Source organism: Paenarthrobacter nicotinovorans, from assembly GCF_021919345.1.
Classification (GTDB): Bacteria; Actinomycetota; Actinomycetes; order Actinomycetales; family Micrococcaceae; genus Arthrobacter; species Arthrobacter nicotinovorans.
Genome location: NZ_CP089293.1, coordinates 3,337,808 through 3,357,061, shown reverse-complemented (window position 1 = coordinate 3,357,061; position 19,254 = coordinate 3,337,808). Strand labels below are relative to the sequence as shown.

Annotated in this window: 16 protein-coding genes; 9 read left to right on the top strand and 7 right to left on the bottom strand. The window is 63.7% G+C overall.

Annotation, left to right across the window (positions count from 1 at the left end):
* Positions 1-291 precede the first annotated feature (291 nt).
* Genes JMY29_RS15560 through JMY29_RS15550 form a run of 3 tightly spaced genes read right to left on the bottom strand, consistent with a single transcriptional unit; the run spans position 292 to position 2,760 of the window.
* Positions 292-894: a TetR/AcrR family transcriptional regulator gene (locus JMY29_RS15560; RefSeq protein WP_018776946.1), complete on the bottom strand. Its 603-nt coding sequence runs from the start codon at positions 892-894 to the stop codon at positions 292-294.
* A 37-nt stretch (positions 895-931) separates the two neighbouring features.
* Positions 932-2,281, bottom strand: coding sequence for a phenylacetate--CoA ligase PaaK (gene paaK / locus JMY29_RS15555; protein WP_039242731.1), 1,350 nt, complete (start codon positions 2,279-2,281; stop codon positions 932-934).
* Positions 2,282-2,289: 8 nt separating this feature from the next.
* Positions 2,290-2,760, bottom strand: a complete 471-nt coding sequence (locus JMY29_RS15550) for a hotdog fold thioesterase (protein WP_189075375.1) — start codon at positions 2,758-2,760, stop codon at positions 2,290-2,292.
* Positions 2,761-2,868: 108 nt separating this feature from the next.
* Between JMY29_RS15550 and JMY29_RS15545 the strand changes: the two genes are divergently transcribed.
* Positions 2,869-3,447, top strand: a complete 579-nt coding sequence (locus JMY29_RS15545; protein WP_018776943.1) for a GNAT family N-acetyltransferase — start codon at positions 2,869-2,871, stop codon at positions 3,445-3,447.
* On the opposite strand, the gene JMY29_RS15540 is transcribed toward JMY29_RS15545, so the two are convergent.
* Together JMY29_RS15540 and JMY29_RS15535 are read right to left on the bottom strand one after the other, a co-directional pair.
* Positions 3,440-4,978, bottom strand: coding sequence for a putative bifunctional diguanylate cyclase/phosphodiesterase (locus JMY29_RS15540; protein ID WP_233461341.1), 1,539 nt, complete (start codon positions 4,976-4,978; stop codon positions 3,440-3,442). The genes JMY29_RS15545 and JMY29_RS15540 overlap by 8 nt on opposite strands.
* Before the next feature lie 17 nt (positions 4,979-4,995).
* Positions 4,996-6,048, bottom strand: a complete 1,053-nt coding sequence (locus JMY29_RS15535) for a hypothetical protein (RefSeq protein WP_018776941.1) — start codon at positions 6,046-6,048, stop codon at positions 4,996-4,998.
* A 106-nt stretch (positions 6,049-6,154) separates the two neighbouring features.
* Between JMY29_RS15535 and JMY29_RS15530 the strand changes: the two genes are divergently transcribed.
* Entirely contained in the window at positions 6,155-6,325 is a 171-nt protein-coding gene (locus tag JMY29_RS15530) for a hypothetical protein (protein ID WP_162239598.1), read from the top strand.
* Between the two features lie 157 nt (positions 6,326-6,482).
* On the opposite strand, the gene JMY29_RS15525 is transcribed toward JMY29_RS15530, so the two are convergent.
* Entirely contained in the window at positions 6,483-8,123 is a 1,641-nt protein-coding gene (locus tag JMY29_RS15525; protein ID WP_189075373.1) for an ATP-binding protein, read from the bottom strand.
* 202 nt (positions 8,124-8,325) lie between these two features.
* Between JMY29_RS15525 and JMY29_RS15520 the strand changes: the two genes are divergently transcribed.
* Both JMY29_RS15520 and JMY29_RS15515 read left to right on the top strand, forming a co-directional pair.
* Positions 8,326-8,709, top strand: coding sequence for a DUF7793 family protein (locus tag JMY29_RS15520; protein ID WP_039242755.1), 384 nt, complete (start codon positions 8,326-8,328; stop codon positions 8,707-8,709).
* 19 nt (positions 8,710-8,728) lie between these two features.
* Positions 8,729-9,538: a class I SAM-dependent methyltransferase gene (locus JMY29_RS15515; RefSeq protein ID WP_189075372.1), complete on the top strand. Its 810-nt coding sequence runs from the start codon at positions 8,729-8,731 to the stop codon at positions 9,536-9,538.
* Here the strand turns inward: JMY29_RS15515 and JMY29_RS15510 are convergent.
* Positions 9,531-11,750, bottom strand: coding sequence for a S9 family peptidase (locus JMY29_RS15510; protein WP_189075371.1), 2,220 nt, complete (start codon positions 11,748-11,750; stop codon positions 9,531-9,533). The genes JMY29_RS15515 and JMY29_RS15510 overlap by 8 nt on opposite strands.
* Positions 11,751-12,018: 268 nt before the next feature.
* On the opposite strand from JMY29_RS15510, the gene JMY29_RS15505 reads away from it, so the two are divergent.
* The 5 genes from JMY29_RS15505 to JMY29_RS15485 are packed head-to-tail and all read left to right on the top strand — an operon-like array spanning position 12,019 to position 19,180.
* Positions 12,019-12,741 (top strand): glycosyltransferase, encoded by a 723-nt coding sequence (locus tag JMY29_RS15505; RefSeq protein WP_018776935.1) that lies wholly within the window; start codon positions 12,019-12,021, stop codon positions 12,739-12,741.
* Positions 12,738-14,180 carry a glycosyltransferase family 4 protein gene (locus tag JMY29_RS15500; RefSeq protein WP_189075370.1) on the top strand — a complete coding sequence of 481 codons (1,443 nt, stop codon included), beginning with the start codon at positions 12,738-12,740 and terminating at the stop codon, positions 14,178-14,180. The genes JMY29_RS15505 and JMY29_RS15500 overlap by 4 nt, the downstream gene beginning before the upstream one ends.
* Before the next feature lie 4 nt (positions 14,181-14,184).
* Complete coding sequence (locus JMY29_RS15495) at positions 14,185-17,247, top strand: glycosyltransferase family 39 protein (RefSeq protein ID WP_189075369.1); 3,063 nt, start codon at positions 14,185-14,187, stop codon at positions 17,245-17,247.
* Complete coding sequence (locus JMY29_RS15490) at positions 17,248-18,372, top strand: glycosyltransferase family 4 protein (RefSeq protein ID WP_079580918.1); 1,125 nt, start codon at positions 17,248-17,250, stop codon at positions 18,370-18,372. It abuts the gene before it with no gap.
* A 1-nt stretch (position 18,373) separates the two neighbouring features.
* Positions 18,374-19,180, top strand: coding sequence for a PIG-L deacetylase family protein (locus JMY29_RS15485; RefSeq protein ID WP_018776931.1), 807 nt, complete (start codon positions 18,374-18,376; stop codon positions 19,178-19,180).
* The last annotated feature ends 74 nt before the right edge of the window (positions 19,181-19,254 follow it).

Genomic DNA, 19,254 nt, shown 5'->3' with positions numbered 1-19,254 from the left:
ACATCGTGGGATGGCGTTTCGTTTTGTGCCTGCGCGTCTATGGGCATTGCACGACGACGGCACCTGGCGCGCATGCCACGCCCACCTTTGGGGAAGGTGGCAGCCTGGAGGGCGTGGGGTGTGATGGAGCGTTGGCATCAAACACGGGGGGTGTGATGGAGCGTTGGCATCAAGCACGGGGGGTGTGATGGAGCGTCGGCATCAAGCACGGGGGGTGTGATGGAGCGTTGGCATCAAACACGTGGGGTGTGATGGAGCGTCGGCATCAAGCACGCGGGATGTGCGGGAGGGTCAGGCTGCGGTGTGGAGTCCGTCGAAGGCCATGGTGATGACGTCGTCCGCGAGCTTCTCAGGGGACAGGGAACCGCCGGGCTTGTACCATTCCACGATCGAGTTGATGGTGCCGAACAGGAGCCGTGTGACCGTCCGGGGGTCGATGTCCTGGCGCAGGGAGCCGTCCTCGCGGGCGGCGGAAATCAACTCAGCCACCTTGTGGTCGAATGCGCGCCGGCGTTCCAGTGCGTCCCGTTCGATCTCCGTGTTTCCGCGCAAACGCAGCAGCAGGGTCACAAACGGCAAGCGGTCCACCAGCACCGCGATGGTCTGCCGCAGCACGAACTCGAGCCGCGCATCAGCAGGTCCGGACGTTGCTGAGGGCTCCTCCAGGATGGCCTCAAGACCACCCAGTGCGTGGTCCAGGGCGAGCTTCAGCAGATCGCCCTTGGACGGCACGTGGTGGTAGATGGCTGACTTGGAGATCCCGAGGTTCTCGGCCAGGATGCCCATGGACGTGGCGTCGTACCCGTGGCGGTTGAAGACGTCGACGGCGATGCGGAGCACCGACTGCTGGTCATAACCGGGCCGTCCGCGCTTGGTGGTGGTCTCAGTAGGCATGCTGGCATTTTCTCACGATCTCAACCGGGGAAGGCGCTCAGCCCTTGGGCCGCATGTCGTAGATCCGGCGGAGCTTGCCGTTGGACCGCTCAAGCGAGCCCGGCTCCACAACGTCGACTACGCAAGATGACCCGACGTGAATCTTGATCTGCTCACGCAAGGTGTGGGCCGCCGTCGTGCCGGCATCAACGGTGACGTTTTCGCGCCGCTCAATCTTCACGGTCAGTGAGTCCATGCGCTTGCCCTCGGGGCGGGTGATCTCAAGCTGGAAGTGCGGGCTGAGTTCGGGGATTCGGAGTGCGATTTCTTCGATCTGCGACGGGAAGAGGTTCACGCCACGGAGGATGATCATGTCGTCGCTGCGGCCGGTGATGCGGCCCATGCGGCGGTGCGCGGGACGTGCGGTGCCGGGCAGCAGGCGGGTGAGGTCCTTGGTGCGGTACCGGATGATCGGCAGCGCTTCCTTGGTCAACGAGGTGAAAACGAGTTCGCCCGGTTCGCCGTCGCCCAGGACCGTGGAGTGATCGAACGGGTCGATGATTTCGGGGCGGAAGTGGTCTTCCCAGATGTGGCAGCCGTCCTGCGTTTCAACCGCTTCACCCGCAACTCCCGGACCCATGACTTCGGAGAGCCCGTAAATGTCCGAGGCTTTGATGTTCATGGTGACTTCGAGTTCGTGCCGCATTTCCTCTGTCCACGGCTCTGCGCCGAGCACTGCGTATTTGAGGGAGGTGGACGTGGGATCGATTCCCATGTGCGCCATGGCGTCGGCGATGGTGAGCAGGTAGGTGGGTGTGGCCAGGATGGCGTCCGGCTTGAAGTCCTGGATGAGCTGGATCTGGCGTTCTGTCTGGCCGCCTGACATGGGGATGACGGTGCAGCCGAGCGCTTCGGCCCCGGCGTGCGCGCCGAGGCCGCCGGTGAAGAGGCCGTAGCCGTAGGCATTGTGGACTTTCATGCCGGGGCGGACGCCGGAGGCGCGGAAGGACCGGGCCACCAGTGTTGCCCAGTTGGCGAGGTCGTTCTTGGTGTAGCCCACGACGGTTGGCCGTCCGGTGGTGCCGGAGCTGGCGTGGATGCGTGCCACCTGGTCCTGCGGGACGGCGAACATGCCGAACGGGTACTCCAGGCGGAGGTCTTCCTTGGTGGTGTACGGGAACTTGCCAAGGTCGCTCAGTTCGCGGAGGTCCGACGGGTGCACGCCGGCTTCATCGAACTTGCGCTTGTACAGGGGAACGCGATCGTAGGCGTAGGCCACCGTGTGCTGGAGGCGGGTGAGCTGGAGTGCCTCGAGTTCGTCGCGGGAGATGGTCTCTTCACGGTCCAGCACGGGAGAACCGGCTTCGGACATGTTGGCGGTGGGTGCGGCCACGGTGTTCTGCGTCATGGGGTTTCCTACTTCTTGGAGATGGTACGGCTGCGGCCACGGAACTCAGCAATGAGTTCGCCGGTTTCTGCATCGGATGGCGTGTCCGGTGCGGCGTCGGGGGAGGCCGCGAAGATCTGGATGTCGTACAGTCCGCTGCGTCCCGTGCTTGCGCGGCGGTTTGCGACGGCGGTAATCACCTGGCCCTGGTAGGCCGGCTTGATGAAATTGATGTCGACGCCGGAGGCCACCGTGATGGAGGCCGCCTCCTCGGGTGTCGGGTTGGCCGGGTTGCAGGCCAGTGCGAAGGCGGTGTCGCCGAAGGCAAAGATCATTCCGCCGTGGGCCATGCCGAATCCGTTGAGCATCTCCTGCCGGAGGTGCATGCGGATCGTGGCGTGGCCGTCGTCGAGCTTGAGGACCTCGATACCCATCCATTCGGACGCGTAGTCGTTCGTCAGGATGTGGTGCGATGCACCGGAGAGGGTTGTTTCAACCATGCGTCATTGCCTCCAGCTTTATTTACCGAATGTTCATTAGGTAATCCCAGATCGCGCCACGTGTCAAGACTGGGCCACTATTCGTCCCGGCCTAGTAGCCTCATGTGCATGCCCGAAATTGAGCTCCCGATTGTCACCGACCGCCTGATCCTGCGCCGTTTCGGTGTGGAAGACCTTGAACGCTTCCACGAATACCAGGCCCTCCCCGAAACAGCCCGCTTTCTGTTCCGCCACGAACTCACCAAGACCAAGTCCATGGAGGTCCTGGGCCGCTACGCCAACTTCGAGTTCAACCAGGAAGGGGATTGGGTGTGCCTGGCCATTGAGCGCCAGGACCAGCCGGGCCTGGTAGGCGAGGTCGTGCTGAAATGGCTGGAAGGCACCGGGCAGGGCGAGCTTGGCTGGATCCTGCACCCGGATGCCCGTGGCCACGGATACGCCACGGAAGCAGCCGAAGCCGTCCTGCGCCTGGCGTTCGAGCAGTTGTCCTTCCACCGCGTGGACGCCAAGCTCGATGCCCTCAACGAAGGCTCGGCGGGGATCTGCCAGCGGCTCGGGATGCGTTTGGAGGCAACCTTGGTGGACAACTGGCACTACAAGGGCCAGTGGGCTACGGAGAACATCTACGCAATCCTGGACTCGGAGTGGCGCAACCGGCACCGCCCGTGGACCCGCAGCGTCAGCTGACCGGCCACGTGTTGTGGTGCTTCAGCTGCTCGGTCAGCTGTGCCTCGGCCAACGGCCTGCTGAAGTAGTAGCCCTGTCCGCTGGTGCAGCCAATGCCCAACAAGTACTCGGCCTGCTCCGCGGTTTCGATGCCTTCCCAGACGGCACTCAGCCCGCATGCCCGGATCAGCTGCAATACCGCTGCCAGGAGGGCAGGCTGGGAAGGATCGCTGCCCAGTGCTGACAGGAGTGTCCGGTCCACTTTCACGGTGTCGACGGGCAACTGCCGCAGGTAGCTGATGGACGAATAGCCCGTGCCGAAGTCATCGATCTCCAGCCCCACCCCCAAACGGCGCAGGCTGTTGAGGGTGTATCGATCCAGGTCGTTTCCCTGGATGACGGCGCTCTCGGTCAGCTCCAGCACCAGGAGCGAGGGGTCCAGGTCTGCCTCAGCAAGCGCCTCCCGCACGTCTTCCACGAACTCCAGCCGCTGCAGATCCGCCGCCGAAACGTTGATGCGCATGCTGAAGCGGTGGCGTCGGGTCAGGGGGTCGGTTCGCCATTGCTTCAATTGTTCGACGGCGGTGCGGAGCACCCAGCCGCCCAGATCGGAGATCATTCCCGTTTCTTCGGCGATGGGGATGAACTCATCGGGCATGATGAGTCCACGGGTGGGGTGGTTCCAACGGACCAGGGCCTCCACGCCTTCGATTTCCCGGGTGTCCAGCCTGACGATGGGCTGGTAGTGGAGCACCAGCTGGGAACCGGCGATTGCCTCCTTGAGTTCGCCGATCAGTTGGTTGCGCATCTGCCGCGCGTGCAACATGGCCGGTTCGAAGATCTTCAGCCGTCCACGGCCGTCGGATTTGGACTCGTACATGGCGATGTCCGCCTCCATCATGAGTTCCTCCGCGCGCTGGCCGGGGTCGGCCATGCGCAGGCCCATGCTGGCACCGCACCGTAGGTGCTGGCCTTCGATCTCCATGACCTCTACGACGGCGGCGAGGATGCGGTTGCCGATGGCGGCGGCTTCGCTGGGGCTTACCCCAGGGATCAGAACCGCGAATTCGTCACCACCCATCCGTGCCACCATGTCCTGTTCCCGGACCGCCCCGCTGATCCTCCCGGCTACGGTTTCCAGGACTTTGTCGCCGATGGTGTGGCCCAGGGAGTCGTTGATGGCTTTGAAACCGTCCATGTCCAGCAGCAGGATGGCCGCCCTCTTCTTGCCGTCTGCCTCCCCGGCCTGTACTTCGTTGAGCGCGGCGGCAAAGGCCGAACGGTTGTGAAGGCCGGTCAAGGGATCGGTCATGGCCATGCGGCGCATTGCGAGGTGGGCTTCGTTGAGCTGCTGGGTACGGGCCTGCACCCGCTGTTCCAGCTCCTCGTAAACAATCTGCAGGTCTTCGGCAAGGAGGTTCGTGCCCATGATGACGGCGTCGATCTCATCGCGCGCTTCGGAGACCTTCACCCGGGTGCTCAGGTCTCCTGCAGCGAGCCGGACGATGCCTTCGAGGAGCAGCTCCAAGCGGGGATCGTTCCCGGAATACATGCTTGCCTCGGCCACAACTAAACCTTGCGGGGCCCGTCCTGCAGTTCAACAGTCTTCTGCAAGTAGTCGCGAACCGCCGCACTACGCTCGGGCAGTGCTGCTTGGTCAAAAAGCTTTGCTGCGACTTCGCATGCTGCCAGGCCGTCGTCCGTCCGGCCGGAGTCCAATAGGGCGCGGGCCAGGAGGAAGTGCGCTTCGGCCGCGGTTTGGGTGGCCAAGATGGACGAGCGGGCACTCAACGGCTCAAGGATGGCCAGGGCTTCCTTCATTTGGCCGTTGAGGAAATTCCAGTGGGCGCGGACCAGTGACATTTCCAGGTGGTCCCGCTCTGAGCCGCCTACAATATCGGTGGCGAGCTCGGCCCGTTCGATGCAGCGCAAGGTGGCGGCGTCGTCGAGCTTGGCCTGGAGCCGCATTTCCGCCGAGGCGCGGTTGAAGCGTGCCCACAGATCGACGTCTTTCGACGGCGAAAGCCGTTCCGCGGCAAGGTCGTGATATCTGCCGCCATCGGCCACCCGGTCGGCCAGGAACGCTACGTTTCCGATGACCCAATAGCCTTTGCCCGCGGTGTCTTCGTCAATGTCGTCGGTGATCAACGTTTCCAGGACAAGGCATTCGCGCCAGGCGTCATCCAGGAGCCGGCTTTCTGCCAGGGCTGCAATAAGCGCACGCTGGGCCAGGATCTGCACGTACAGCAAATCGGAGTCCAAGGACGCGAGTTTCGCGGCATCGGCTGCGGTGGTGGCAGCCTCCGCGAGCCGGCCCAGTCCTTGGTATGCCACGGCCACCATAGTTCCCGCTTTCGCGCCGAGCTCCGGGGAAGTGGCTGTGAAGCTGTGGTCCTTCAGCTCTGTGGCCAGTTGAAGGTATTCCTCGATCCGTCCCTGGTCACGGAGGCATTCGGCCTGCAAATAGCGCATGTCCCACCAGGAATGGTCGTCCCCGGCGTCCGAGGCCAGCTCCGCGGCTTCACCCGCAAGCCTGAAGGCCTCGTCGAAATCCCGTTCCTTCCATTTGGCACGGGCCGTGAGACCGGCCACGAGGTGCGAGGCGAGGTGGGGACTATTCATGTGCCCATTATCCATGTCATTGCCGGAGAAAAGCTCGTATAGTTTGCCCCGTGACTTTATTCAAGTCACAGTCAACAATTCGCATCAGTACGAAAGGGCATAGCGGATGAAAAAATTTGCGGCAACCCTGCTCATGGCGGCAGTTCTGGCAGTAACGGGCTTCGCTGCTCCGGCTAATGCCGAGCCTTCGCAGGACAGCACGGCAATCGGCTGGTGGCCGAACAGCACCACCACTACCAAGACGAACACCACCAGCATCGGGTGGTGGCCGAACTAAACATTGGGGGAGCCTCTCAAGGCCACTTGACATAAAATTGATGCCCCGGGCCGCTGCCTGGGGCATCAATTTTTGTTTCAAATTATGTCGCGCATTAGTGACGGCCCGGGTGTGGTCCGGCTGAGCCATTGACAGGGCTGTCACAGGGCCTCGAAACCTAAGGTCCGCCGACGGGCAGCTCCACGGACACCGTGGTCCCGGAGCCGAGGGTGGAGTCAAACACCATGCGTCCCATGTGGCGGCTGATGATGTCATGTGCGATTGCCAGGCCCAGGCCGCTGCCGGGAACTGCTGCCGAGGTGGCATTGGAAGCGCGGTAGAAACGGGTCAGGATATGGGGGAGATCGTGTTCCGGGATACCAAGGCCGTTGTCTGCGATCTTTACCAACGCTGCCCGGCCGCCATCCTTGGAAGAGGACACGGCGCTGCTGATGCCCACCCGGCCGCCCTCGGGGGTGAACTTGATGGCGTTGGCCACGATGTTCGTGAAGACCTGTTCCAGCTTTGCCTCGTCCGCGGTGACTTCGATGTCCTCGGGGCCCTCCGTGACAGACACCGACACGTGGCGGGACTCTGCCAGCGGCCTCAGCGTCGCCACGACAACCTGGAGGAGCTTGGCGATGTCCACCGGTTTGAGGTCGAGGTTGCTGCCGTCCTGCATCGATACCGTCAGCATGTCCTCAATGAGCTTCCGCAGGCGGCTGGAGTTCCGGGCTATGACGTCCAGCATCCTGTTGATGCCCTCGGGAACCGGGCCACCTGAACCGTCCTGGATCATGTCCAGGTAGGCAGTGATGGAGGTCAACGGGGTGCGAAGCTCGTGGTTCACGGTGGCCAGGAAGTCAGTCTTGGCCTTGTCCAGTTGCCGCAGCTGGTGCAGGACACGCTGCTGTGCGCTGATGAGGTTTCCCTGGATGAGTCCGTGCGCAACGTTTCCGGCCACGTGCTGCAGGAGTGCGATTTCGGGCCGGGTCCATTCGTGCCGGTCCTCCACTGTGGAGAGCAGGATGATGCCCATGGCCGATGCGCCTTCGCCCACAGGCAGCAGCACTGTAGAGACGGGGTTGAGTTCGTTGGACCAGGTTTTCAGGGCCTGGGCGATGGCCGAGTCGGGGTCCTCACGGTGGTCGGTAATGGCCAGCACATCTGCCGCAGCCCATAGTTTGTTGGCCACCTCCATGATGGCGCCCTCACTGCCGCCCAGCCTTGCCGGAAGCATCTGGCGTCCCGGGCGGCTCCATTGGGCGCGGATGCTGGGGACCCGTTCATCCTGGAACGTCGCGAACCAGACGTGGTCGACACCCAGGGCGTCGCCGAAACCCTGGACGACGTGGTCTGCGATCAGCTGGGGGTCGTTCGTTTCCCGGATCGCTGACGAAACTCCCCGCAGGCTCTCGCGCAAGGCCTCGACCTCGCCCCGTGAGCGCGCGCGTTCCCTGGCGCGGCCGATCAGGGTCTGCACCCGATGGACAATTTCGCCCCCGCGGACCGGGCTCATGACGTAGTCGGCAACCCGCCATGACTCCACGGCTTCCACATCCAGCGATTCGTCTTCACCGAGGAGGAGCAGGACCGGGACCCCGGGATTGCGGAGGGACTGCCCGAGCGAGCTTTCCGCTACCACTACCGCGGGGCGCTCGTGCTGGAGGAGCGAAGCGATTTCGCCGGCGTCCTTGGCAGGAAGAACGCGGAAGCCCGCGGCAGCGAGGGCCGCCGATGCCACGGCCAGGCGGTCCGCATCGGAATCTGCGACCACGGCGGAAAGGGAATGCTGTACTTCGGCATTGTCCTGGCCCACTGAGCCCCTTCCCTTCAACGCTTAACCACGTAAATTCCGGATGTGGCAACACCCTATCAGCGGCGTGGGGGCGTACGGACGCCACGCAGCAAACGGGCTGGATGAGTCGTGGATCACGCCTTTACATTGTCCTCCGGATTCGACAGCCTTGAAGAAGCACCGAAGCCCACTGCCTGTGGCACAGAATCGGATGAGGAGCATCGTGGACCAACCCGCCACACCGCCGGAACACCAGCAGGTGATGTTTGAGCTGGAGCTTGAAGAGTCCGGAATTCTGCGTCTTACCTGGCCTCGCGGCGCCAGGATCAAGGAAGGGGACGCACAGCGGGCCATGGACCGGGTCAACGAGCTGTGCGGCCAGGAACGCCACCCCATGATTGTGGACATGGCAACCACGGACGACGTCACGCGCGGCGCCCGCTCCGTCTTCGCCAAACCCTGCCAAGCCAACAGGATCGCCCTTTGGGGTTCGTCGCCGGTGGACCGGGTCATTGCCAATTTCTTCCTGGGCATCATGAAGCCGCCGTGTCCCACCAAATTCTTCACCTCCGAAACAGAAGCGCTGGAGTGGCTGGTGCAGGGATAAGGCACCCTATATTTGGAGCATGCTCTCTGCGCTGAGGAAGTACCTGCTGATCCCACGCCTCATCAGGCTCTCCTCTTCGGCGCCCAAGGATCCGCTGACCGCCTGGGACCAATACTGGGGCAACGTGCGATCGACGGGAGCCAGCGGCGATGTCCTCTGGGACTCGGGAAGCGACCATGAACTGAACGGCTACCTTCCCAAGCTGGCGAAACTTGACCCGGCCCTCGCTGTGGTGGACGTTGGATGCGGCAACGGCAGTTTCACCCGGCTCCTCGCAGGGCACTTCCCCCTGGCCCTGGGGCTCGACTACTCCGCCAACGCCATCGACCGCGCCCGGCAGGAGTCAGCCGGCATCACGACGGCGGCATTCGCCGTGTGCGACATGACGGCACCGGACGCTGCGCAGACTGTCGCAACGGCGCTGGAAAAGGCGGGCTGGACCGGCGACGCCAACGTCTTCATCCGAGGCGTGCTGCACGTGCTGGACCGCAAAGGACGTGCAGCCTTGGCGGCAAACCTGCTGCCCGTCGTCGGACGCCATGGCGGCGTGTTCCTGGCAGAGACCAACTTTCCCGGCACCCCCGTGGACTACGTCAGCCACCTCGGCGCTACCCGCAAGTCGATCCCTGCACCGCTTGAATGGGCCATCCGCGGATTGCCAATGCCGGGCCGCTTCGGCGCGGCGCAGCGCGCCAAGGCCTTTCCGACGGCGGACTGGAACCTTGTGGAGGACGGCGCGACGAACATCGAAACCCGCCCGTTGAGCAACCCATCGGTTCCGGATGTGATCCCGGGGTATTACGCCATCCTCCGCTCAAGGGCTACTTGAGGCCGGCTCCCGGAAGCAGTTTCGTGGCGCCCAGGGAGTCGGCCACGAAGGCGTAGTCCCAGGCACGCTCGCGCCACTGCACGTAGCGGCCAGACGCGCCACCGTGGCCGCCGTCCATCTCGATCTTCATGACGATCGGCTCCGTCCCAGTGGAGGTGGCGCGTAGAGCCTGGACCCACTTGGCCGGTTCAACGTAAAGCACACGGGTGTCATTGAAGGACGTCACAGCGGCGATCTTTGGATAGGCCGTGGCTCCCACATTCTCGTAGGGAGTGTAGGACTTCATGTACGCATACGCCTGGGGATCGGTAATCGGGTTTCCCCATTCCTCCCATTCGAGGGCGGACAAAGGCAGCTCGGGGTCCAGGATGGTGGTCAGGGCGTCCACGAACGGGACCTGCGCCACCACCGCAGCGTACTTTTCGGGGGCCATGTTGGCGACGGCGCCCATCAGCAGTCCGCCTGCGGAGCCGCCCATTGCGGCAATACGCGAGGGGTCGACCAAGCCCGAGGATGCCAGCCAGTCCGTTGCGGCAATGAAGTCCGTGAAGGTGTTCTTCTTGTTGAGCTTCTTCCCGTCCTCGTACCAGTGGCGTCCCAGTTCGCCGCCGCCCCGGATATGGGCGATGACCATGACGATGCCGCGGTCCAGGAGTGACAACCGCGCCACGCCGAATCCGGGGTCCATGCTGACCTCGTACGAGCCATATCCGTAGACGAGACCCGCCGCAGTGCCGTCAGGCTGTACCGAAGCGTGACGCAGTACCGACAACGGGACCCGGGTGCCGTCGTCGGCCGTTGCCCATTCGCGCGTCGCCACGTAGTCGGAAGAGGAGTAGCCGCCCAGGACGGGGCTTTGCTTGCGGAGCAGAAGCTGGCCATCGGGCAGCCCGGGAGTGGGGAGGACGAAGTCGTACACCCGTGACGGTGTGAAGTAGGAGGTGTAGCCCATCCGGATCACGGGGGCTTCATAATCCGAGCCCGAAACGCCTGCCGTGTAGAGCTCTTCGTCGAAGGCCGGCTCCACGGGTGCGCCCTGAGCCGGGGTGCCCAGCCCTGCCAACGGCAGCACCTGCACCCTTTCGATGGTGTCTTTGCGGATGGAAAGAACCAGATGGGTGGAGGTCACGCCTGCGCCGTTGACCCTGACGTCGTCCGAATGCGCGACGACGGTACGCCAGTTCTGCGCGGCGATGGGCTTGGTGAGCTCCGCCGGGTCCACCAGGCTGACCATCGAGTTGATGGCGTCCTTGTTGTGGGTCAGGAGCAGGGTTTCCCGGCCGTCCAGGAGGAAGGGCTCGGCCTCGTAGAGAATGTGCTCTTCACGTGGAATGACGGTGCTGAGGCCGGATTCGTAGTCGTCGAAACGAAGCAGGCGGGTTTCGCTGAACTCCGAGCAGCCGATGCTGAGCACGAGGTGGCGACGGTCGGAGGCGAGGTCGAAGCCCAGCCACATGGCGACGTCGTCCTCCTGGTAGAGAACCTCATCCTCGGTGACGGGCGTGCCCAGGACGTGGGCCTTGACCTGGTAGGGCCGCCACGACTCGTCCACCACTGTGTAGAAGAGCCTGGTGCCGTCCGGGGAGAAGGCAACCCCGTAGAAAATGTCCTCAATGACATCCGGAAGGAGTTCGCCTGTGCGCAGGTCCTTGATCCGCAGAGTGAATCGTTCGTCCCCGGAGTTGTCCACTGCGTAGGCGTAGAGGTTGCCATCCACGGTCACGGCAGCGCCGCCGACGCTGAAGAACGGCTGGCCCTCGGCTTCGATGTTGCCGTCAAGGAGCACTTCCTCGCCGGGCAGTTCCACGCCGGCCTCCACGGCCGGGGGAGTCCAGTCCGCCACGGGATCGCCCGTGTTCCGGGCCAGGACGCGGCACTGGATGCTGTACTCCTTGCCCTCCACCGAGCGGCTGTAGTACCACCAGCCATCCTTGCGGCTGGGGACCGAAAGATCCGTTTCCTGGGTGCGGCCCTTGATCTCCTGGAACATCGCTTCGCGCAATGGCTCCTGGTGCGCAGTCACGGCCTCCTGGTAGGCGTTCTCCGCTTTCAGGTGCTCCACGACTTCCGGTGATTCCTTGTCCCGGAGCCACTCGTACTGGTCCACGAAAACATCGCCGTGATGTTCCCGCCGGGTGGGAACCCGCTTGGCAACGGGCGGCTCCGGAACAGTTTCGCGGGTTACCGGGGATGCAGAAGAAATGTGGCTCATGGGGCCACTCTATAGACGCGCTCCGACACTGAACCAGCAATTTCGCTCAGAGCGCCGGGCACGTCCCGGGGAAGCCGGGAGCGACCCCATCTCCCGGGAGATCCTCGCGGATCTGCGTCATGACTCGCGCAGCACCCCCACTGCTTATAGGCGAGCACGATTTCGTACGGTGCCCGGAAAGTTGGAGGTTCGGATGTTCACGCTTTACCCGCAAAGTTTTCACCCCGGCAAGAGAGGGAATCCTCATCCCCGGTGGCCCTCCGAATCCATGCGCCGGTCCGTCGTGGACCTTGAGGTCATCATTCCTGCCTACAACGAGGCCGCCAGGATTCCCCACACCCTGCACCAAACCATCGACTTCCTGGCCGGCCAGGCATGGTCGTCGCGCATCGTGGTGGTGGACAACGGCAGTGTGGATGAGACAGCCGCCGTGGTGCGCCGGATCTCCCGTGAACAGCGCGGCATCGTGCCGGTGTCCGTGGTGGGCTGCGCCCGCCGGGGCAAGGGGGCGGCAGTCCGCCGTGGCCTGCTGAGCGGAACATCGAAATTCACCGGCTTCTTCGATGCCGATCTCGCCACTCCGCTGGAAACACTCAGCAAGACCATGGCCCATCTCTCGCGCGGCGCAGCCGCCGTCATTGCCTCGCGCCATTCGCCCGGTTCCACCTTTGTGCGGCCCCAGCATTTGGGACGCCGGATGGGAGGCACAGCCTTCCGGGTATTGACGCGCTCCAAGGTCAAGGGGATCCAGGACACCCAGTGCGGTTTCAAGTTCTTCGAACGCGACGCGCTCACCGCGGCCATGGTGCAGTGCCGGAGCACGGGCTTCGCCTTCGATGTCGAACTCCTCCTGCGGCTACAGAACAACGGCGCGAGGATCATCGAACTCCCCGTGGCCTGGACGGATGGTGCTGAGTCCACTTTCCGTCCCTTCCACGATGGCGTTGCCAGCTTCGCATCAGTGATCCAACTTCAGAAAGCAACATCATGACCTTTGCCCTGCCCGACATGAACTCTCCCGCGAGGCTTGCTGGAAAGCGGGTGCTGGTGCTCAACTGGCGCGATATCCGGCACTCCCTTGCCGGCGGTGCCGAGCAATACATGCACCAGATATCCAAGAGGTGGGTGGACAGCGGCGTAAAGGTCACCTGGTTCACAGCGCGCGACGCCGGTCAGTTGCCGGAGGATGCAATCGACGGCATCCGGATACTCCGTGCCGGCGGACCGCTGTCCATCTACGGAAAGACCGCAGCCAGACTCCTGCGCAGCGCCGGACAGTTTGACGCCGTGGTGGATTGCCAGAACGGGATTCCGTTCTTTTCCCCGCTGTTCCTGCCCAAGGATGTTCCGATCATCCAGCTGGTGCACCACGTCCATCAGGAGCAGTTCCGCAGCAGGTTCTCTCCACCGTTGGCTGCCGTGGGCAGGTTCCTGGAGAGTGCAGGAGCCAAGAGGGTCTACGGGCGGCGCTCGATGGTTGCGGTGTCACCGTCAACGCGGCTGGAATTGCGGAAGCTTGGCTTTGGAAGCCCCATCCACGTGGTTCCGAACGGCACCATCGACATCCCCAAGGCAGTGGCCACACGGGCAACTGAGCCAACCGTCGCCGTCGTCAGCCGTTTGGTGCCGCATAAGCGGCTGGATCTGCTGCTGGGCCAGTTCGCCGTTGCCGCACGAAGCGTTCCGAACCTGAGGATGGACATCGTTGGGGACGGGCCGGAACGGGCACGTTTGCAGCAGATCGCGATGGATCTTGGCCTGGATCATGCAGTGACATTCCATGGTTATCAGCCCGACGGCGTCCGCGACGAACTGCTGGGCAGGGCCTGGCTGACAGCTTCCACCTCGGCCTCCGAAGGCTGGGGTTGTTCGGTGGTTGAGGCCGCGGCCTGGGGAGTTCCCTGCCTGGCGCTTCGCGTGCCCGGAATACGGGACTCGGTGGTTGATGGCAGGACAGGCTGGCTGGTGGACAACCCTGCAGATATTGGCCGCACCATGGTTCAAGTCATGGCCACGTTGTCCCAGCCGGGCAGTTTCACGGACATTGCGGATGAGTGCCGTGAGTGGGCCCGTTGTTTCACTTGGGAGCGCAGCACCAGGTTGCTCACGGGGGTGCTGCTGGAAGAGGAGAAGTTGCGGCGGGACGGTGGAGATCCCCGGGCCTGTCACTCGGATCTCTCCACCCTGGTTCGTTTCGAACTGCCGCACGGAGCATCCCTCAAGTCGATTCTGCGGCCTACCGATGAAGTAGCCCTGAGCAGTGACGGGCGCGTGGCGATCCTGATGAAGGGACGCGACGAATTCGAGGCTTTCGCTGCAGCACAGAGCATTGGCGTTGCCAATCCGGAACTTCGCCAGGCGGGCCGCTACACGCTTCTTGCCGGACCCGAAAGCCTGTTTGCTCCGGCTGATGTAATCGATGGCCAATAGCTCCGTGGACGCGGACACCGCACCTTTCCCTTCCCGGGAGGCGGACACAGGCGGCCGCGCCAACCGAACGCCGGACCAAGGCACGAATGTATCGCAGAACAGTGGCCTTCTTGCGGTCTCGGCCGGTGTAGTCGGGGTGGTCAGCTACGCCTGCACGTTGCTGATGGCGGCCCTGCTTCCAACCACTGATTACAGCCTGTTCGCAGCGGCCGCGATGCTGGTAGGCATTGTGGGCATCGTCGCCGCTGCGTTGGTTCCCCTTCCTCTTTCCCACACCGTGGCTGTTCACGCGGAGGGCTCGGAGGGGCGGCGGGATGGTTTGTCGTTCTCGGTCTTTGTGTCGTGTCTGGCAGGGCTGGTGGCAGCCATCGTGACAGGCTGCCTCACTCTCGTCATTGGTACTCCCTCCATGGCTCTTGCTGTCGGCTTGGCCTCCTTCACGATTTTTGTGGTGGCGGTGCCTGCCGGATGGCTCCAGGGCGAATTGCGCTTTACGTGGTACGCCGTGGGAACCGTGGCCGAGGTTGTGGTCAGGCTGCTTGTCAGCCTGGTGGTGGCCGTGCTGGCTTGGGGTGCCGGGGGCGCGGTGACGGGCTTCGCGGTGGGGGCCTTGGCGGGTTTGGTGGTACCGCCGGCTTTCTACCGTGACCTGCGCTGGCGTCCCAGGGTGCTGCGTGAGAAATGGCGTTGGGCGGAAACCAGCGACATCGCCTCAGTTCTCTGCGTCGTGTCTGTGCTGGTGGGCATGGACGTGGTGGTGGTTGGTTTCCTGGACCAGGGATCGGTGGCAGCGGCTGGGTTCCAGGCCCTCTCCACCTTGGCCAAGGGGCCCGTCTATGTGGCGGCCGGAACCGCGCTGGTGGCATTCCCCTTGTTGCGGAGCCCTGGCGCTGATGTTGGCCGGATTCTTGCCGGAGCCTTTTCCTCGTTCGGGCAGTTGGCCGTGGTGGCCTTTGCCATCATTGCCACGGCACCGCCTCTGCTGGCCGGCCTGGTGATTCCCCGGAAGTACCACGGTTCCATTGACCTCCTCCCGTGGCTGGCCGCATCAGGTCTCGGTTATGCCGTCCTGATGGTGCTTTCCACGATCCTTCTGGCTGTGCGCGCCTATCGCCGATGCCAACTGGGCCTCGCATGTGCATGCCTCTTGCTGGTTGGCGGGCTTTGGGTTGGATGGGAGTTGAACAGGGTACCGGGCATGGCGGCAGGTGCCGCGGCCGGGGCAGTGTCGGCGGCCTTGGTCATGGCTGTTCTGGCCCGCCCTGTGCTGGCCAACGCCAACCCCGGAAAGGGAGCAGGCCGTTTTGCCATCCTGGCGGTCGCCCTGATCGTGGTCCTCGGCGTGGCCGCCCACCTGCAGCCACTGCTTTGGCTTCTGCCCGCCATGATCAGCGGGGTCGCTGTGTTGGCACACCAGCGCGGTTTGCTGCCCCACAGGAACGACTTCAAGTTTTTCCGCCGCCGCACTCAGGGTGCCCGTAGAAGGAGTTCCGGCCGTCGGTCCAACCACACGGGATCCCGGCGCGCGGGGCGCCTGCCGGCCTGGATCAGAAGAGGAGCGTCCAATAAATCACTGGCAGTCGGCTGGGTTGTTGTCGCAGCGTTCGGTGTCCGGGCGCTGGGGCTGGAGCGCGGCTTCGAGTTGTGGGTGGATGAAATGTTGTATGTGCGGCTGGGGGAGTCGGTCAGCAACGGCATGTTTCCCACGCTGCCGGACGGGCCGTTCTTCCTGCATCCGCCCGGATATTTCCTGCTTGAAGCGGGAGTCATCAAGGTGTTAGGCATTTTCGGGGACATCATCGATGTGACGCTGCAGCTACGGTGGCTCAACGGCGTTCTGGGGGCTGTCACCGTGGGGCTCGGATTCTTGTTGGTCGGCCATCTGGCCACGAAGACCGCTGCCTGGCTTACCGCCGTGCTCCTGGCCTTTGAACCGTTCATCCTGCGCAACAACAGCCACGCCTTCCTTGAGACATCTGCCATGGTTCCCGCGCTGGCCGGGATGTTGTTGCTTGTGGGCGCCCGCGAGCCTGGGAGCAGGGCGCGATGGTTCCTCAGATTGATGGCTGCCGGATTGTTGTTCGGGTACTCCATCCTGTGCAAGGACTTCTTCTTCATTTGCACGCTGGCTCCCGTGCTGGCCGCCGTTGTGTGGAAGAAGACCCTTCCGTGGCGGGAAGCGCTGGTGCTGACAGTCTTCGGCGTACTGCCTTATGCAAGCTACTTGCTGGTGGTTGCCGCCGGCGGTCATTTTTCCGATTGGGTGTGGGCAAAGACCCACGGGCTGGTGCGCATGTCCGGTGTGGAGAAGACCACCGGCTTCACTTCTGAGGGATCACCGAGCTTGGTGTCGCGCCTTATTGAGCAAAGCGGGCATTTCGGCACGAGCTATCTTCTGCTGGGCCTGTGCCCGCTGGTGGGACTCGTCCTGTGCTTCAGCCATCATGCCGGGAGGCGACTGGTCGGGCTGGGCGGCTTGGCCCTGGGAGCCGCCGGCGTCTACAGCGCGGGGTTTGGCACCTTTGAGGAACAGTACGGGTACGGCGTCATGGTGGCCGGCGCGTTGTGTTCGGTCATTGTGGTGGTGGAGCTCAAAGAGAGATACCACCGCGCACGCAGAACCCTTGGCGTCGTCAGCGTCTGTTTCGTGGCGTTGACCGTGGTGCTGGGTCTTCGGACTGAATTGACGGTGGACAACGGCTTCGTCCGGTCCAACGACTGGGTGCAGGCGAACCTGCCAGCGGACGCACGGATCAGCGTCACCAACAGCACAGGCCACTTCGCCTATCTGGATGACCCGCGGTTTGGTATCTGGCCTTCGGCGCCCCTGATGAAGCAGAACGGGGCCAGCTACATCCTGACCCAATCCAAACCCACCAGCCAAGGCTACGGCTATGCCAATCCCACCATGCTCGCCTGGTTGAAGGAGCATGCAAGGCCCTTGGTCTCGACGCCGGGCCCGACCAACGGCGAAACGACCATCTGGTTTGTCGAACCGGCTGATCTCGAACAGGCGGCGATGACCAACATCGGTGAGCCCTCCAAAAGCTACGGAACGGAAAAATAGATGAGAGTACTGCATCTGGGCTTCGAAGATCCACGCATGCCAGGAGCCGGCGGAGGATCCGTGAGGACCCACGAGATAAACCAACGGCTGGCGGCGAGGGGTTTCGACGTAACGGTCCTCACCACCCGGTATCCAGGATGGGAAGAGCGTGTCCAGGACGGGGTCCACTACGTCCCCATTGGCCTCGGGGAAGGCCGCAACCGGCTGTCCAGGCTCCTGGCGTATGTTCTGTGTTTGCCGTTTGAAACCCTCAGGAGGCACGGGAAGACAGACCTGGTGGTGGAGGACTTTTTTGCCCCCTTCTCAACGATGGCCGCACCGCTCTGGACCCGGCGCCCCACCATCGGGGTTGTCCAGTGGCTCCATGCCAGGGAGAAGGCGCGGCAGTACAAACTCCCCTTGCACTGGCTCGAGCGGCTGGGGGTGCGCTCGCACCGGAGGCTCATCTCTGTTTCGCAGGGAATCGCGGAGCGGTTGACGCAGCTGAATCCGCGCCTCCACGTGGACGTGATCGGAAATGGCGTGGACCCGGCCGCGTGGAAACCCATTCCACATCGGGGGAAGGACGTCATGTTCATTGGCCGCCTGGAGTACGGCCACAAAGGCCTGGACCTCCTCCTGGAAGCCTGGGCGCAATGCTGTGACCGGGTGGATGGCGACCTGCTGGTGGCCGGCACGGGTCCGGATGAAGCCAGGTTCCGCGAAGGCATCCGGGAGACGGGACTGTGTGGACGCGTGCGGATGCTCGGATGGTTGTCAGGTGACGAAAAGTTCCAGGCGCTGAGCGATGCGCGGCTCGTGGTGGTGCCGTCCCGGCACGAAACCTTCGGATTGGTTGCCATCGACGCCTTGGCGGTGGGGACCCCCGTGATTGCCTTCGACATCCCCTGCCTCCGTGAGATCGTCCCGACGGGTGTCGGCTGGCTGGTCGAAGCGCTGAACGTCGCCAAGCTGGCTGATGAGATCGCCCTCCGATACACGGAGCCGGCGCTTGACGGGGTGGCAGCAGAGGGACGCCGGTTCGCCGCTGCGTATGACTGGGACGTGTTGGCCGAGCGCCAGGCTGCAGCGTACAAGGACGCGGTGGCAACCCTGAAACCGACCGCATCCGGGGAAGGGGCTTGACGTGCAACTCCTTAACAGGATCGAACGGTCCATGGCCGGGGATGCGCCCTGGCTGGTCCTTTCCCCTCACCTCGACGATGCCGTGTTGTCCTGCGGAGCGCTGATGGAAGCCCAGGCCCGTGGCCGCCAAATAGTGGTGGCCACGCTGTTCTCCGACGCAGATCCCGGCCCGCACACCAGGGCTGCGGGGTCGTTCCTGCGCCAATGCGTGGTGGGGGACGCCGGTGGCCTTTACAGGGCCCGGCAAAGTGAGGACCGGGAGGTCCTGACGGACATGGGCGTTCAGTCCCTTCACCTCGGGGCCGTGGATGCCCTCTTCCGGCGTCGACGGCGGCCGGCGCGGTGGGGGAGCAGCGCATGGGACCGGCTCCTTCCGGAGTTCACCCACCGTTACCCCACCTACCGCTTCGACATCGCCCAGGGCAGGGTTTCGCGTGGGGACAAGGGGCTCATCCGCTCGCTCGGAGCCACCGTCGCCACGCTGCTGGCGGAGACTCAGGCGGAGCTGCTCTTCTGCCCGGCTGGCGTGGGGAAACACGTGGACCATCTGATTACCCGCCAACTGGGGACGGACCATCGGGACAGGCTGGTGATGTACTCGGATTTCCCCTACGACCTCCAGGCCGGACACGATTCACGGTTCATGAACCAGCTGGGATACGAGCCCTGGTCCTGGGACGACGGGCTTGCCGGGAAACAGCGTCGGATCAGGCAGTACGCCTCCCAGGTAGAGGCGCTCTTTCCCGACGGCGGGATTCCACGGAAACCGGAAAGCTACTTTGTTCCCGGGGCCGATGCCGGATGGTGACTTCACTGACGTTATCCACGGGACGAGGTTCATCGTTTTGCCCGGCGAGTGTGTCCATACGCAGAGTCCGGCGA